Annotated in this window: 10 protein-coding genes and 1 pseudogene; 8 read left to right on the top strand and 3 right to left on the bottom strand. The window is 73.6% G+C overall.

The genetic code is table 11. The features are described from left to right. Window positions 1–13 precede the first annotated feature (13 nt). Window positions 14–1,297 carry a glycosyltransferase gene (locus tag AB0E19_RS35980; protein ID WP_362188533.1) on the top strand — a complete coding sequence of 428 codons (1,284 nt, stop codon included), beginning with the start codon at window positions 14–16 and terminating at the stop codon, window positions 1,295–1,297. Window positions 1,298–1,316: 19 nt separating this feature from the next. On the opposite strand, the gene ctaD is transcribed toward AB0E19_RS35980, so the two are convergent. After that, window positions 1,317–2,996, bottom strand: a complete 1,680-nt coding sequence (gene ctaD, locus AB0E19_RS35985; RefSeq protein ID WP_362188536.1) for a cytochrome c oxidase subunit I — start codon at window positions 2,994–2,996, stop codon at window positions 1,317–1,319. A 262-nt stretch (window positions 2,997–3,258) separates the two neighbouring features. Here ctaD and AB0E19_RS35990 point away from each other — a divergent pair, with 262 nt between their 5' ends. Beyond that, window positions 3,259–3,474, top strand: a complete 216-nt coding sequence (locus AB0E19_RS35990) for an I78 family peptidase inhibitor (protein ID WP_362188539.1) — start codon at window positions 3,259–3,261, stop codon at window positions 3,472–3,474. 66 nt (window positions 3,475–3,540) lie between these two features. Here the strand turns inward: AB0E19_RS35990 and AB0E19_RS35995 are convergent, their stop codons facing one another. After that, window positions 3,541–4,434: a phosphatase PAP2 family protein gene (locus AB0E19_RS35995; protein ID WP_362188543.1), complete on the bottom strand. Its 894-nt coding sequence runs from the start codon at window positions 4,432–4,434 to the stop codon at window positions 3,541–3,543. Window positions 4,435–4,843: 409 nt separating this feature from the next. Here AB0E19_RS35995 and AB0E19_RS36000 point away from each other — a divergent pair, with 409 nt between their 5' ends. Continuing rightward, complete coding sequence (locus AB0E19_RS36000) at window positions 4,844–6,622, top strand: MFS transporter (protein ID WP_362188546.1); 1,779 nt, start codon at window positions 4,844–4,846, stop codon at window positions 6,620–6,622. A gap of 156 nt (window positions 6,623–6,778) precedes the next feature. Here AB0E19_RS36000 and sepF read toward each other — a convergent pair whose 3' ends face one another. Further along, a complete protein-coding gene (gene sepF, locus AB0E19_RS36005) occupies window positions 6,779–7,210 on the bottom strand; it encodes a cell division protein SepF (protein WP_169092496.1) in 432 nt (143 codons plus the stop codon). Between the two features lie 309 nt (window positions 7,211–7,519). Here sepF and AB0E19_RS36010 point away from each other — a divergent pair, with 309 nt between their 5' ends. The 5 genes and pseudogenes from AB0E19_RS36010 to adhE all read left to right on the top strand — a co-directional run bounded on the left by AB0E19_RS36010 (window position 7,520) and on the right by adhE (window position 15,377). Beyond that, window positions 7,520–8,818, top strand: coding sequence for a DUF5685 family protein (locus tag AB0E19_RS36010; protein ID WP_362188550.1), 1,299 nt, complete (start codon window positions 7,520–7,522; stop codon window positions 8,816–8,818). Window positions 8,819–8,904: 86 nt separating this feature from the next. After that, window positions 8,905–10,665, top strand: a pseudogene (locus AB0E19_RS36015) (FAD/NAD(P)-binding protein); the annotation flags it as partial. Between the two features lie 375 nt (window positions 10,666–11,040). Then, a complete protein-coding gene (locus tag AB0E19_RS36020; protein WP_362188562.1) occupies window positions 11,041–11,526 on the top strand; it encodes a DUF1684 domain-containing protein in 486 nt (161 codons plus the stop codon). A 204-nt stretch (window positions 11,527–11,730) separates the two neighbouring features. Continuing rightward, complete coding sequence (locus tag AB0E19_RS36025; protein ID WP_362188553.1) at window positions 11,731–12,585, top strand: S1 family peptidase; 855 nt, start codon at window positions 11,731–11,733, stop codon at window positions 12,583–12,585. Between the two features lie 197 nt (window positions 12,586–12,782). Further along, window positions 12,783–15,377 carry a bifunctional acetaldehyde-CoA/alcohol dehydrogenase gene (gene adhE / locus AB0E19_RS36030; protein WP_362188556.1) on the top strand — a complete coding sequence of 865 codons (2,595 nt, stop codon included), beginning with the start codon at window positions 12,783–12,785 and terminating at the stop codon, window positions 15,375–15,377. Window positions 15,378–15,474 lie beyond the last annotated feature (97 nt).

A 15,474-nucleotide genomic window follows, 5' to 3' on the forward strand; every position in this document is an offset into this window, starting at 1 on the left:
GGGGAACCGGCAGATGCGTATCTCCTTCCTGCTCCACAACGGCTATCACTACGGCGGCACGATCCGGACCACGTTCACGCTCGCCGAACAACTCGCGGAACGGCACGAGGTGGAGATCGTCTCGGTCTTCCGCCACCGTGACCGGCCCCGGCTCGGCCTTCCCTCGGGGGTGACCCTCCGTCACCTCGTCGACCTGCGGAAGGACTCGCCGGAATACGACGGCGACCACCCCGACGCCCACCGCCCCGCCCGCGTCTTCCCGCGCGGCGACGGCCGGTGGAAGCAGTACAGCGCGCTGACCGACGCGCGGATCGGGGACCTGCTGCGCGGGGTGGCGGCGGACGTCCTCGTCGGCACCCGGCCGGGGCTCAACGTCCAGCTGGCCCGGCAGGCGGGGCCGGGGCCCGTCCTCGTCGCCCAGGAGCACCTCGTCCTCGACGGGCACAGCCGCCGGCTGCGCCGGGACATCGCCCACGAGTACGCGCTCCTCGACCTCGTCACCACCGTCACCGAGGCCGACGCGCGGTCCTACCGGCGGCTCGGGCTGCCCGGCTCCGTCCGCGTCGAGTCGGTGCCCAACGGGGTGCCCGCGCCCGCCGTGCCATCCGCCGACCCCTCGTCCCGGGTGGTCGTCGCGGCCGGCCGGCTCACCCGGGTCAAACGTTTCGACGTCCTCGTCGACGCCTTCGCCGAACTGGCCGGCGACCACCCCGACTGGAGCCTGCGGATCTACGGCAGCGGGGACGCCGCGCAGGACCTGAGGGCGCCGCTGACCCGGCAGATCGAGGCCCTCGGCCTCGGCGGACGGGTCCGCCTGATGGGCCAGGTCCACCCCATGGAGCCGGAGTGGGCGAAGGGCTCGATCGCGGCCGTCACCTCCGAGCGGGAGGCCTTCGGCATGACGATCGTGGAGGCGATGCGGTGCGGCCTCCCGGTGGTCGCCGCGGACTGCCCGCACGGGCCGCGCGAGATCGTCGAGGACGGCGTCGACGGCCGGCTCGTCCCCGTCGGGGACCCCCGCGCGGTGGCCCGCGCGCTCGGCGAGCTGATGGCCGACGAGGAGCGGCGGGCCAAGGCGGGCCGGGCGGCCCTCGCGGCGGCGGAACGCTTCGACCCGGCCCGCATCGCCGCCCGCCACGAGCAGCTGTGGACCGAGCTCGTGGACCGCGCCGCACCCCGCCGCGCCCACTCCCCGGCGGCCGCCGCCCGGCACGCCTGGACCGGCCGGGCCTTCGACGCCGCCTACACCGCCAAGGCCGGCGCGGGCCGCACCCTGCGCCGACTCGGCCTGCGCTGACGCCGCCCCGCCGCCGGGGCTACCGGCCCGGCGGCGGGCTCGTGATCCGCGTCCGCTCGTAGTCCGCGAACTCCGGGTGGTGCAGGTCGAAGGCGGGGGACTCCGAGCGGATGCGGGGGACGGAGGTGAAGTTGTGGCGCGGCGGCGGGCAGGAGGTGGCCCACTCAAGGGAGCGGCCGTAGCCCCAGGGGTCGTCGGCCCGGACCTTCGGGGCGTACCGCCAGGTGTGCCAGACGTTGTAGAGGAAGGGCAGGGTGGAGGTGCCCAGGAGGAAGGCGCCGATGGTCGACAGGGTGTTCAGGGTGGTGAAGCCGTCGGCCGCCAGGTAGTCGGCGTAGCGGCGGGGCATGCCTTCCGCGCCCAGCCAGTGCTGGACGAGGAAGGTGAGGTGGAAGCCGGTGAAGAGGGTCCAGAAGTGGATCTTCCCGAGCCGTTCGTCGAGCATCCGGCCGGTGAACTTCGGCCACCAGAAGTGGAAGCCGGCGAAGGTCGCGAAGACGACCGTGCCGAAGACCGTGTAGTGGAAGTGGGCGACGACGAAGTACGAGTCGGTGACGTGGAAGTCCATCGGCGGCGAGGCCAGGATCACCCCGGTCAGGCCGCCGAAGAGGAAGGACACCAGGAAGCCGGTCGCCCACAGCATCGGGGTCTCGAAGGAGAGCGAGCCCCGCAGCATGGTCCCCGTCCAGTTGAAGAACTTGACCCCGGTCGGCACCGCGATCAGGAAGGACAGGAAGGAGAAGAACGGCAGCAGCACCGCCCCGGTCGCGAACATGTGGTGCGCCCAGACCACCACCGACAGACCCGTGATCGTCATGGTGGCGGCGATCAGGCTGAGGTAGCCGAAGATCGGCTTGCGGGCGAAGACCGGGATGATCTCGCTGATGATGCCGAAGAACGGCAGGGCGATGATGTAGACCTCGGGGTGGCCGAAGAACCAGAAGAGGTGCTGCCAGAGCAGCGCCCCGCCGTTGCCGGGGGCGAAGGTCAGGGCCCCGAACCGGCGGTCCGCCTCCAGGGCGAGCAGCGCCGCCGCGAGGACGGGGAAGGCGATCAGCACCAGGACCGCGGTGAAGAGCACGTTCCAGGTGAAGACCGGCATCCGGAACATGGTCATGCCGGGCGCCCGCATCCCGATGATCGTGGCGAGGAAGTTCACCGACGTGAGGATCGTGCCGAAGCCGGAGAGGGTCAGCCCCATGATCCACAGGTCGGCGCCGATCCCCGGGGAGCGGACCGCGCTGTTCAGCGGGGCGTAGGCGGTCCAGCCGAAGTCGGGCGGTCCGCTCGGGGTGAGGAAGGAGCCGACCACCATCAGGCCGCCGAACAGGAACAGCCAGTACGAGAACATGTTCAGGCGCGGGAAGGCCACGTCGGGCGCGCCGATCTGGAGCGGCACCAGCTCGTTGGCGAAGCCCGCGAAGGTCGGGGTCGCGAAGAGCAGCAGCATGATCGTGCCGTGCTGGGTGAAGGCCTGGTTGAACTGCTCGGGGGAGAGGAACTCGATCCCCGGCCGCGCCAGCTCCGCCCGCATCGCCATCGCGAGGACCCCGGCGAACAGGAAGAAGGTGAAGGAGGTCGCCAGATAGAGGTGACCGATCTTCTTGTGGTCGGTGGTGGTGAGCCAGTCGATCAGGATCCGGCCGAGCCGCTCCCGTCCGCCCGATTCCGCCGCGATGGCCGCAGCCTCGGTCCTCATCGGTGCCTCCGCCCCGTGTTCCGTTCTCCGGCGTCCGGTCAGCGTAAGCATTGTGTAAGGGAACGGTGAGGGAGCGGCGCGCGGACTCCGCCGACATTTCGCCGGTGAATTCGTCCGAACGGTTCGTGCGAACCTCCGGTCGCCTTTTCGAATTACCGGAGAAACGGCCGGAAACAGACGTTCCGCCGTGGCCGGGTCCGTCACGCCGGCTGTCGAGAAGTTGTGACGCAAGCGTGACCGCGAGGGGACTAACGTGAACCCCATGGCATCCATGTCGCGCAGCCCCGAACCACCCCGAGACGCGCCCGAGTCCTATGTGGGCCTCGACGCCGACGGCGCCGGCCGGCTCGCCCGGACGCGCGGCTGGCGCGTCGTCCGGACCCTCCCGCCCGGTGCGATCGTCACCATGGAGTACGTCGCCGGGCGGCTCAACCTCGAGGTCGAGGACGACACCGTCACCCGCTGCTGGATCGGCTGATCCCGGACGCGCGAAGGGCCCCGACCGGGCGCGGTCGGGGCCCTTCGCGTACGGACGGGGCGGGGGTCAGGCGGTGAGGCGGTCCGAGGACGGGCGGGCCGCCCTGGCGCGGCTCGCGGCCGCCCCCACGGTCTCCCTGGCCGGCTCCTCCGCGGCCGCCGGGGCCGGGAAGAGCCGCGGCCCGCCGGAGGCCACCGGCAGCGAGGGCACGAGGCGGCGCCGGGCCCGCAGCCGCTCCCCGATCCGGTCCCGCCGGTCCAGGATCCAGCCCTCCACCACGGCGATGACCGGCTCGCACCAGGGCAGCGCGAGCAGGATCAGCAGGCCGGCGGCCCAGCCGAGCAGCACGTCGCTGAGCCAGTGGGTGCCGAGGTAGACCGTCGTGAGGCCGACGCCGAGGGCGACCACGGCGGAGAGCGCCGACAGGTAGCGGCGGGCCCGCGGGGTGGTGGCGAGATAGGCCAGGATGCCCCAGGTCACCACCGCGTTCGCGGTGTGACCCGAGGGGAATATGTCGCCGCCCGCGAACAGCTCGGCCGAGCCGACCTGTGTCGCGTAGTGGGGGCCGAGCCGGCCGAGTCCGAGCTTCACCGCGCCGACGGTGACGTTGAGGAGCAGCAGGGCCGCGCCGAGGGAGAGGAGCGGCCGCAGGGTGTGCTGGCGCCAGGAGCGCCAGCCCAGCCAGGCCGCCACCATCACCGCGGTCGGACCGCGCTGGCCGAGGACGACGTAGTAGTCCAGGAAGGCGTGCAGCTCCGGCCACTGCTGGTAGGGACGGAAGAGCATGATCTTCCAGTCGAGGGTCACCAGCCAGGTGGACAGCAGCACCGCCACCACGACGATGAGATAGAACGCCGACGTCCCGCCGAAGAGGGCGAGACGCGTCCGGGTCATCCGCGGGACCTCTATCTTCGGCGGGACCGGCTCCCGGTCCAGCCGGGCAAAGATGTCGGTACGCACCCAATCGACGTTACAGGGGGTGAGGAGACGACCCGCGCGATCCGCTCCCTTCGTGATGACGATGTGATGTGGAGTGGGTCTCAGTCGCCCGCCTTTTCCGGACTCCCGTCGGAAAATCCGATGACCTTCAGCCCTATTGCCGCCGGGGGTGATTCCGGAAGCCTGTTTGTGTGGCACGGAATTACTTCAAACACCCGTCCGTGCGGAATTCCATGCGACGCGCGGGCCGGACCGAGTGGCGTACGCCACACCGGGAGCCTCGCCGGGGTGAGAGGTGCGCCACCCTCCAGGGCCCCGTCCTCGCGTACGCTGACGGCTCACTCGCCCCTCGTCGCCGCGCCGCCCCACGCACATCAGCCCAGGTCGGCGGCGTCTGCCGAGCGCGAGAGCATCACTTGGAGGTACGCACATGTCGCGGACGATCACGGCCCGAGCAGGACGGCGGGCCGCCGCCGGCGGCGGCGCCAACCGCTGGGCCGTCCTCGTCGTCCTCTGCGTCAGCCTTCTCCTGGTCGCCCTGGACGCGACCATCCTCCACGTCGCCGTCCCCTCGCTCACCGAGAACCTGCGCCCCGGCGCGACCGAGCTCCTCTGGATCGTCGACGCCTACCCGCTGGTCTGCGCCTCGCTGCTGATCCTCTTCGGCACCCTCGGTGACCGGATCGGCCGGCGCCGGGTGCTGCTCCTCGGATACGGGATCTTCGGTCTCGCCTCGGCCGTCGCCGCCCTCGCCACCGAGCCCTGGGTCCTCATCGCGGCCCGCGCGCTGCTCGGCGTCGGCGGCGCCATGATCATGCCGGCGACGCTCTCCATCATCCGGACCGTCTTCCCCGACCGGCGCGAGCGCGCCACCGCCATCGGCATCTGGACGGCCGTCGCCGCGATCGGCGCGGCCGCCGGGCCGGTGCTCGGCGGCTTCCTCGTCGAGCACTACTGGTGGGGCTCCGTCTTCCTCATCAACATCCCGCTGATGGCGCTGATCCTGCCGCTCGCCCGCCGGCTCCTGCCCGAGTCCCGGGGGAGCGCGGAAGGGCCCTGGGACGTCCTCGGCGCGCTGATGGCCGCGGCCGGCGTGCTCGGCTGCGTCCTCGGCGTGAAGCGGCTCGGCGCGGGCGAGCCGGCGCTCTCCGCGCTCACCGCGGGACCGCTGCTCGCCGGGGCGCTGCTGCTCGTCCTCTTCGTCCGGCGCCAGCGGCGCAGGCCGCACCCGCTGATCGACATGCGGCTCTTCTCCCGGGCCGCCTTCACCACCTCCGTCGGCTGCATCGTCCTCGCCATGCTGGCCCTCGTCGGCCTGGAACTCATCGCCGTCCAGTACCTCCAGCTGGTCCTCGGGCTCACGCCCCTGGAGACCGGGCTGCGGCTCCTCCCGCTCACCTTCGCCGCCATGGCGGCCGGCGCCACCGGCTCGTACACCCTGCGCCGGATCGGCCCCCGGCGGATGGTCGGCTGGGGCTTCCTGCTCACCGCCGGGGCGGTGCTGCTGCTCACGCTGATGGGCCAGCAGGACCGGCCGCTGCTGCTCACCGCCGGCTTCGTCCTGCTCGGTTTCGGCCTCCAGACGACCCTCTTCTCGGCGTACGAGTCGATGCTGAGCGAGGCGCCGCCGCGCAGCGCCGGCGGGGCCGCGGCGATCGGCGAGACCTCGTACCAGCTCGGCGCGGGCATGGGCATCGCCCTGCTCGGCAGCGTCATGAACGCGGCGTACGCCCCCGGTCTCGCGGACGTCCCCGGGGTGCCGGCGGCGGCGAGCGGCGCCGCGGCGAATTCGCTCGGCGAGGCCTACCAGGTGGCCGAGCGGCTCGGCGGCGCGGCCGGCGAGGCCCTGCACACGGCCGCGCGCCACGCCTTCGTCGACGGCCTGCACCTCACGCTCTTCGTCAGCGCGGGCCTGCTCCTCGCCGGGGCCGCGATGGCCCTGCGGCTGCCCCGGGTGATGGAGTGCCCGGTGGACGTGGAGGCGGCGATCGAGGAGGCCGCGGCGGAAGCGGCGGCGCCGGCGGAGGCGAAGACGGCGGCCCGGTGCGCGCCCCCGGCGCAGTCCCGGCCCGCGGGCCCGGCCATGGTCCCCGGCCAGCCGGCCGGCTCCCCGGCCGAGCAGCTGCCGTCCGGCGCGTCCTGTCCGGCTCCGCATCCGGCGCCCGGTCCCGCGGAGCCGATGACCGGCGCGGCCACGAGCGGCCACTGAGCGCGAGCGGCCCCTGGGCGCGAGCCCGCACCGGGGGAGCCCGCACCGGGGGCGAGCGGCCCTGAGGCTCCCGGTCCCGGACATGCGGCCGGCCCGGTCCGCCGGGCGGGTCCGGGCCGGGGGGCGTCGGTCGGGTCGGGGGTGCTGCGGGCGGGGTCAGCTCTGGTTGAAGAAACCGTCCTGCTGACGGCGGCCGGACTCACTGACGATCTCGGTGTCGGCGGGCGTCAGCAGGAAGACCCGGGTCGCGACGCGCTCGATCGAGCCGCGCAGCCCGAAGGCGAGGCCGGCGGTGAAGTCCACGACCCGCTTGGCGTCGTTCGGCTCCATGGCGGTCAGGTTCACGATCACCGGCACGCCGTCCCGGAAGAGCTCGCCGATGGCCCGGGCGTCCCGGAAGCTGTCGGGCGAGACGGTGGCGATCCGGCGGCCCCGGTCCTCGGCGGTGTCCGAGGCGACCCGGACCCGGGGGTCCGTCACCCAGGCGTCGCCGCTCTCGGCACCGTCGGCGTACTCGTCGTCGTAGTAACGCTCGTCGTTGTCCTCGACGAGTCCCAGCCAGGCACTCGCCTTGCGCACCGATCCCATGGACGCCTCCTTTCACGCGGTCACTGCGGTCACTTGTGGTTCCGCACTCCCTATCGTCGTCCATGATGCGGATCGCGCGCCAAGTGGATAGGCGCCGCGCAGGGGATTCGTGACGGTACTGGTGCAGAACGTGAGGCCCGAAATCTGGCGAATCGTCAGGAAACCTGGGGTATGCGGCGCCTGACGGAGGGCCATGCTGCTGAAAATATGAAAGTCGGTCCAGAAGGGTGACGCCGGGCGCGTACGGGTGAACGCGCCCCTCGCTACGATGCCGCGACACGCTCTCGCACCGCACCACGGGGGATGGAATTGTTCGGAATAGTCCGACCCTGCACACACCGGCTCACCGACCACCTGAAGACCCAGTGGATGGCCCACCTCTGCGGCCTGTGCCTGGCCCTGCGCGCCGACCACGGCCAGTTCGCCCGGGTCGTCACGAACTACGACGGGCTCATCGTCTCGGTCCTGACGGAGGCTCAGACCGGCGTCACCGACTCCGGCCGCCGCACCGCGGGCCCCTGCCCGCTGCGCGCCATGCGCACCGCGCCCGTCGCGCGCGGCGAGGGCGCCAGGCTCGCCGCCGCCGTCTCGCTCGTCCTCGCCTCGGCCAAGGTTCGCGACCACGTCGCCGACCGGGACGGTCTCCTCGCCCGCCGGCCGGTCGCCGCCGCCGCCCGCCGGGTCGCCCGGTCCTGGGACAAGGCCGGTGCCCGCGCGGGCCACGCGGTCGGCTTCGACACCGCCGTCCTCGTCGACGCCGTGGACCGCCAGACCGGCATCGAGTCCCTCGCCGGGCCCGGCACCCCCCTGCTCGTCGTCACCGAGCCCACCGAGACCGCCACCGCCGCCGCCTTCGCGCACACCGCGCTCCTCGCCGGACGGCCCGGGAACGCCGAAGCGCTCGCCGAGGCCGGCCGGCTCTTCGGCCGCCTCGCCCACCTCCTCGACGCCGTCGAGGACCAGGCCGCCGACGCCGAGGCGGGCGCCTGGAACCCGCTCACCGCCACCGGCACCTCCCGCGAGGAGGCCCGCCGGCTCGCCGACGACGCCCTGCACGGCATCCGGCTGGCCCTCAAGGACGCCGAGTTCACCGACGGCAAGCTCGTCCACCAGCTCCTCGCGCACGAACTGCGCGTCTCCGTCGACCGCGCCTTCGGCACCACCACCTGCTCCCACGTCGGCGGCGGCGCCCCCGCGCACGCCCACGGCCCGGTGCCCGGCAACCCGTACGCCCCGGGCGGGCCGGTCCCCGACAACCCGTACGCCCCCGGCCCCGGCGGCCCGGCGGGCCCGGGCGGCCCCTGGAACCCCGGCCCGGGCGGCGGCGGAGGCGGCTTCGGTCCCTTCCCGCCCGGGCCGCCGCACCGCAACCGGCGCGGTCTGATCGCCGGTTGCGCGGTCTGGGCCGGTCTCGCCTGCACCTGCCAGATGTGCTGCGGCACCTACGAGGACCCGTGGAGCCGGGAGCGCAAGGACGGCCTCTGCCAGCAGTGCGACTGCGGCAGCTGCTGCGACGGCTGTGACTGCTGCTCCAACTGCTGCTCGTGCGGCGGCGAGGACGGCGGCTGCTGCGACGGCTGCGACTGCGGGTGCGACTGCGGCTGCTGATCCGGGACCTCCGGGGCGGGGGAGTCCGTCCCCGCCCCGGAGGCCTGCCCGGCGTCCTGTGCGTCCCCCGCCGTCCTGGAGTCCGCATGACCTCCTCCCTGGTGATCGTCGGTGCCGGGCCGCGCGGCACCGGCTTCCTGGAGCGGCTCGCCGCCGCCGTGCCCGGGCTCCACGGCGGGCGGCCGCTCGACGTGCACCTCGTCGACCCGTACCCGCCCGGGCCCGGCCGGATCTGGCGCACCGCCCAGTCCCCGCTGCTCCTGATGAACTCCCGGGCCGGGGACGTCACCGTCTTCACCGACGACAGCGTCCGCCTCGCAGGGCCGGTACGCCCCGGACCCACGCTCGCCGACTGGGCCGGGACCGACGGCCGCCGCTTCGCCACCCGCCCCGAACTGGGCGCCTATCTGGGCTGGGCGTACGCCCGGGCCAAGGCGGCCCTGCCCGCCACGGTCACCCTCCACGAGCACCGCACCGCCGCCCTGCGGGTCGAAGGGCCCCGCGAGGGCCCGCAGTTCGTCCGGCTCGCCGGGCGCGCCGAGCCGCTGCGCGCCGACCTCGTCGTCCTCGCCCTCGGCCACCTCGACGCCGAACCCGACGCCGAACAGCGGGAACTGGCCGCCTTCGCCGCCCGCCACGGCCTCGTCCACCTGCCGCCGGGACCCACCGCCGAACTCGACCTCTCCGTCCTCCCGGCCGGCGAGCCCGTCCTCGTCCGGGGCCTCGGCCTCGCCTTCGTCGACCTGGCGGTGCTGCTCACCGAGGGACGCGGCGGCCGGTACGAGCGGGCGGGGGACGCGCTCGTGTACGTGCCCTCGGGACGGGAGCCGGTGCTGTACGCGGGCTCCCGCCGGGGCGTCCCGTACCCCTCCAAGCTCGGCTACGCGCTCGACGGCGAACGGCCGCCGCTGCCCCGCCACTTCGGCCCCGACCGGGTCGACGCCCTGCTCGCCGCGGACCGGCCGCTGGACTTCCGGCGCGAGGTCTGGCCGCACATCGCCCGGGAGCTCGGCGGGGCCCACTACCACCGCCTCTTCGCCGCCCACCCGGAGCGCGTCGCCGGCCCCTGGGCCGCGTTCGACGCCCGCTGGTCCGCCGCCGTGCCGGACGACCCCGGCCTCGCCGCCTTCGTCGCCGCCGCCGTCCCCGACCCGGCCGACCGCTTCGACCCCGAGGCCCTCGACCACCCCCTCGCCGGGCTTCGCGCCCCGAGCGCCGAGGCGCTCCAGGAGGAGCTGCGCCGCCATGTCGCCGCCGCCCTGGCGCGCCGTCACGACCCCGCCCGCAGCGCCGACGCGGCCCTCGTCGCCGCCCTCGACTCCGTCTACGGCCAGCTCGGCCGGCTCGCCCACCGGACCGACACCGGCGGCTGGTGGCACGGCTTCTACAGCCACCTCGGCTCCGGCCCGCCCGCCTCCCGGGTGCGCCGGCTGCTCGCCCTCTCCGAGGCCGGCGTCGTCCGCTTCCTCGGCCCCCGCCTCGCCGTCGGGACCGACGGCCGGCGCGGCGTCTTCCGGGCCTCCTCGCCGGCCGTGCCCGGTCCGGGCACCGAGGCCCGCGCCCTCGTCGAGGCCCGGCTGCCCGCCGCCACCGTCACCGGCACCGCGAGCCCGCTGCTGCGCGGCCTGTACGAGGACGGTGCCCGGGCCACCCCCGGCGGGCTGCTCGCCGTGGACCCCGCCGACGGGCGGATCGTCCAGCGGGACGGCCGTCCGCACCCGCGCCGGATCGCCCTCGGCCCGTACACCACGGCCGGGGTGGGCGGCGGCTTCGCCCGGCCCCGGTCCGGCGGGCCCGCCTTCGCGCAGAACGACGCCGCCGCCCGGGCCGCCCTCGCCCTGCTGCGGGGGGTCGCACCCCGGGCATCCGGCGCCGGTGTGGAAGGGTGGAACACCATGAGCGACACCACGAGCAGCACCGAGACCACCGACGCGGCGGGGGAGTGGCGGGACTGGCACGAGCGGCGCGAGGCGGCGGTGGCCTCCTCGTACGGCCCGCTCTCCCTCACCGGCACCCACTGGCTCGCGGACTTCCCCGAGGGCAAGCTGCCGGACCTGCCGGGGGAGTGGCGGGAGGACGGCGACGAGGTCGTCCTGACGGCGGACGCCGGGGACGGGCTCACCGTCGACGGCGAGCCCTTCGCCGGCAGCGTCCGGCTCACCGCCGACCACGCGCCGGTCCACGAGTCCCGGGTCGAGTCGGCGGGACGCCGGATCATGGTGATGCGCCGCGAAGGCCTGTGGGCGGTACGCGACTTCGACCCGGACTCGGCGGCGCGCCGGGCCTTCCGGGGCATCGAGGCCACGCCGTACGACCCGCGCTGGGTGGTGCCGGGGGTCTACCGGCCGTACGAGGAGGGGCGCAGCGTCCGGGTGGAGAACGCGGACGGCAGGGAGCGCGGGCTCGGGCTCTCCGGGGAGGTCGTCTTCGAGCTCGACGGGCGGGTGCACGCGCTCCAGGTGGCGGTGGAGGAGGACGGTTCGCTCTGGGCGGTCTTCGCGGACGCCACCAGCGGGCGGTCCACCTTCCGCTTCCGCTTCCTGCGCCCGCCGGCGCCGGACGAGGACGGCGCGGTGACGGTGGACCTCAACCGGGCGCTGCTGCCGCCGTGCGCCTTCGCGGACCACTTCATCTGCCCCTTCCCGCCGCCGGGGAACACCCTCGACCTGGCCGTGGAGGCGGGGGAGCGACAGGTGCTGACGGGCTGACCTCCGGCCTTCCGCAATCCGGACGACGGGTGCCCCGGAACGGTACGGCCGGGGCACCGGTGCGTGCGGCGGTCTTGTGCGTCCGGCCGGGAGGCGGCACCATCACTGGCGGTGGATGTCAGGGACACGTCACCTGATGGCGCCTCACGGGCCTCTCACCCCCCGGGCCCCCTCCGCTTTTCCCAGAAGGATGTGAGGAGCACAGTGAGGATCAAGCGCACCCGTCTGCTCGCCGTCGCCGCCGGACTCGCGGCCGTCACCGCCCTCGGGCTCCCCGGGGCCCAGGCAGCGCCCGCCCCCGGCCCGGCCCCCGCCGAGCGGCTGGCCCGCGCCGAGTCGGCGGTCGACGCCGCCGGGGTCGGCGGCATCGCCTGGTACGTCGACAAGGCCGCCGGCCGGGTCGTCGTCACCGCCGACTCGACCGTCTCCGAGGCGGAGCTCGCGAAGGTCCGCTCGGCGGCCGGCGCCGACTCCGGCGCCCTGCGCGTCGAGCGCGACCCCGGCGTCTTCAAGCCCCTCCTCGGCGCCGGCGACGCCATCTACGGCAACGGCTACCGCTGCTCGCTCGGCTTCAACGTGCGCAGCGGCTCCACGTACTACTTCCTCACCGCCGGCCACTGCGGCAACGTGGTGAACACCTGGTACGCCAACTCCGCCCAGTCCACCCTGATCGGCGCCACCGTCGGCTCCAGCTTCCCGGGCAACGACTACGCCCTGGTCCGCTACGACAACACCTCGCTCAGCCACACGGGCGGCTTCACCGCCGCCGACGCCTACGTCGGCGAGTCCGTCAAGCGCTCCGGATCCACCACCGGCACCCGCAGCGGCACGGTGACCGGCCTCAACGCCACCGTCCGCTACTCCGGCGGCGGCACGGTGAAGGGCATGATCCAGACCAACGTCTGCGCCGAGCCCGGCGACTCCGGCGGCGCGCTGTACGACGGCACCAAGGCGCTCGGCCTCACCTCCGGCGGCAGCGGCAACTGCTCGACCGGCGGCACCACGTTCTACCAGCCGGTGCCGGAGGCGCTCGCCAAGTACGGGGTCTCCCTGTACTGACCCGGCCCCGCCTCGGGAAGCCCCCGGCCGCGTGTGAGCTCCAGCGGCCGGGGGCTTTCCCTCCCAAGATCTTGTGAATCCGTTCACAAAAGGACTTCCGGCCCCCTCCCGAAGGTCTTTCCGCGCCTCTTTTCCCAGGTCAACGGGTGTCGAATGGAGGAGACGAAGAAACCAGGGACCGGTGAAGGAGGCCCGTCATGGAGGCCAAGGAGATGGTGGAAGGGCTCGTCGGCCGGGCGCTCGGGGCGCTCGCGGAGTTCGAGGCCCTCGACCAGGAGCGGGTCGACCACATCGTCAGGAAGGCGTCGCTCGCGGCCCTCGCCGCCCACGGCGAGCTGGCCCGCCTCGCCGTCGAGGAGACCGGCCGCGGCCTCTTCGAGGACAAGGCCGTCAAGAACCTCTTCGCCTGCGAGCACGTCACCCACTCGATGGCCGGCCTGAAGACCGCCGGGGTGATCCGCCGCGACGAGCTGAACGGCATCACGGAGATCGCCGAGCCCGTCGGCGTCGTCTGCGCGATGACCCCGGTCACCAACCCCACCTCGACCACCGTCTTCAAGGCGCTCATCGCCCTCAAGACCCGCAACCCGATCGTCTTCGCCTTCCACCCCTCCGCGCAGAACTGCTCCGCCGAGGCCGCCCGCATCGTCCGCGACGCCGCCGTCGCCGCCGGAGCCCCCGCCGACTGCGTCCAGTGGATCGAGGAGCCCTCCATGGAGGCCACCGGCCTCCTCATGCACCACGACGGCGTCTCCACCATCCTCGCCACCGGCGGCAACGCCATGGTCAAGGCCGCCTACTCGTGCGGCAAGCCCGCCCTCGGCGTCGGTGCCGGAAACGTCCCCGCCTACGTCGCCAAGGACGCCAGGCTCCGGCGGGCGATCCACGACATCGTCCTCTCCAAGGCCTTCGACAACGGCATGATCTGCGCCTCCGAGCAGGCCGTCGTCCTCGACGCCGAGGTGTACGAGGAGGGCATCGCCGAGTTCGAGCGGCTCGGCGCCCACGTCGTCACCGCCGCCGAGAAGACCAAGCTGGAGGAGTACCTCTTCGGCGCCACCGCCTACGGCACGAACTGCGGCGGGGCCAGGCTCAACGCGGCCGTCGTCGGCAAGTCCCCGGTGTGGATCGCCGAACAGGCCGGCTTCGAGGTCCCCGAGGGCACCTCGATCCTGCTCGCCGAGTGCGCCGAGGTCGGCGAGAACGAACCCCTCACCCGGGAGAAGCTCTCCCCGGTGCTCGCCGCCCTCAAGGCCGGCTCCACCGAGCAGGGCCTCGAACTGTCCGCCGCCATGGTCGAGTTCCACGGCCTCGGGCACAGCGCCGCCATCCACACCGAGGACGAGGCGCTCGCCGAGGAGTTCGGCCGGCGGGTCAAGGCGATCCGCGTCATCGTCAACGCCCCCTCCACCTTCGGCGGCATCGGTGACGTCTACAACGCCTTCCTCCCCTCCCTCACCCTCGGCTGCGGCTCCTACGGACACAACTCCGTCTCGGACAACGTCACCGCGGTGAACCTGGTCAACATCAAGCGGATCGGACGGCGCAACACCAACATGCAGTGGTACAAGATCCCGCCGAGGATCTACTTCGAGCGCAACGCCATCCGGTACCTCGGCGAGATGGAGGGGCTGAAGCGGGTCACGATCGTCACCGACAGGACCATGGGCGAGATCGGCTTCGTCGCCAAGGTCACCGGCATCCTGAACGGACGCGCCGAGCCCGTCGCGATCCAGGTGATCGACGACGTCGAGCCCAACCCCGAGCTCGCCACCGTCCGGGCCGGCGCCGCCGCCATGCGGGACTTCCGGCCGGACACCATCATCGCCCTCGGCGGCGGCTCCCCGATGGACGCGGCGAAGATCATGTGGCTGATGTACGAGCGGCCCGAGGTCGAGTTCGCGGACACCAAGGAGAAGTTCTTCGACATCCGCAAGCGCGCCTACACCTTCCCCAAGCTGGGCGAGAAGGCCCGGCTGGTCGCCGTCCCGACCACCTCGGGCACCGGCAGCGAGGTCACCCCCTTCGCCGTCATCTCCGACCCCGAGGCCGCGCAGAAGTACCCGCTCGCCGACTACGCCCTCACCCCGGACGTCGCCATCGTCGACCCCGTCCTCCCGCTGCACCTCCCGCCGACCGTCACCGCCGACTCCGGCTTCGACGCCCTGACCCACGCCACCGAGGCGTACGTCTCGGCCTACGCCAACGACTTCACCGACGGCCAGTGCCTCCAGGCGATCCGGCTGATCTTCGAGAACCTGGAGACCTGCGTGAAGGAGGGCGCGAAGGCGCCCGAGGCCCGCGAGAGGATGCACAACGCCTCCACCATCGCCGGCATGGCCTTCGCCAACGCCTTCCTCGGCCTCGTCCACGCCATGGCCCACACCCTCGGCAACACCTTCCACGTCGCCCACGGGCGCGCCAACGCGCTGCTCCTGCCGCACGTCATCCGGCACAACGGCACCGTCACCCACAAGGCCGTCCCGTGGCCCAAGGCCGAGGTCTACCGGGCGCCCGAGCGCTACCAGGAGATCGCCCGCATGCTGGGCCTGCCGGCCGCGACGCCGGAGGAGGGCGTGGAGTCGTACGCCCGGGCCGTCGAGGAGCTGCGCGAGCGGTGCGGCATCCCGGCGGGCTTCCGGGCCGAGGGCGTCGACGAGGCGGCCTTCATGGAGGCCCTGCCGCAGCAGGCGATGAACGCCTACGCCGACCAGTGCGCCCCGGCCAACCCGCGGATGCCGATGATCGAGGAGATGAAGGAGCTGATGGTCCGGGCCTACCACGGCGCGTAGTCCGTCCGGAGACGTGAGGAGGCCCCCGCCGCGGCGGGGGCCGCCGACCGGCAGCGGGGGGAGCGACGGGACCCGCCCCCGCGCTGGGGATGGGCGC

It is taken from the genome of Streptomyces sp. NPDC047974, assembly GCF_040653375.1.
Lineage (GTDB): Bacteria > Actinomycetota > Actinomycetes > Streptomycetales > Streptomycetaceae > Streptomyces.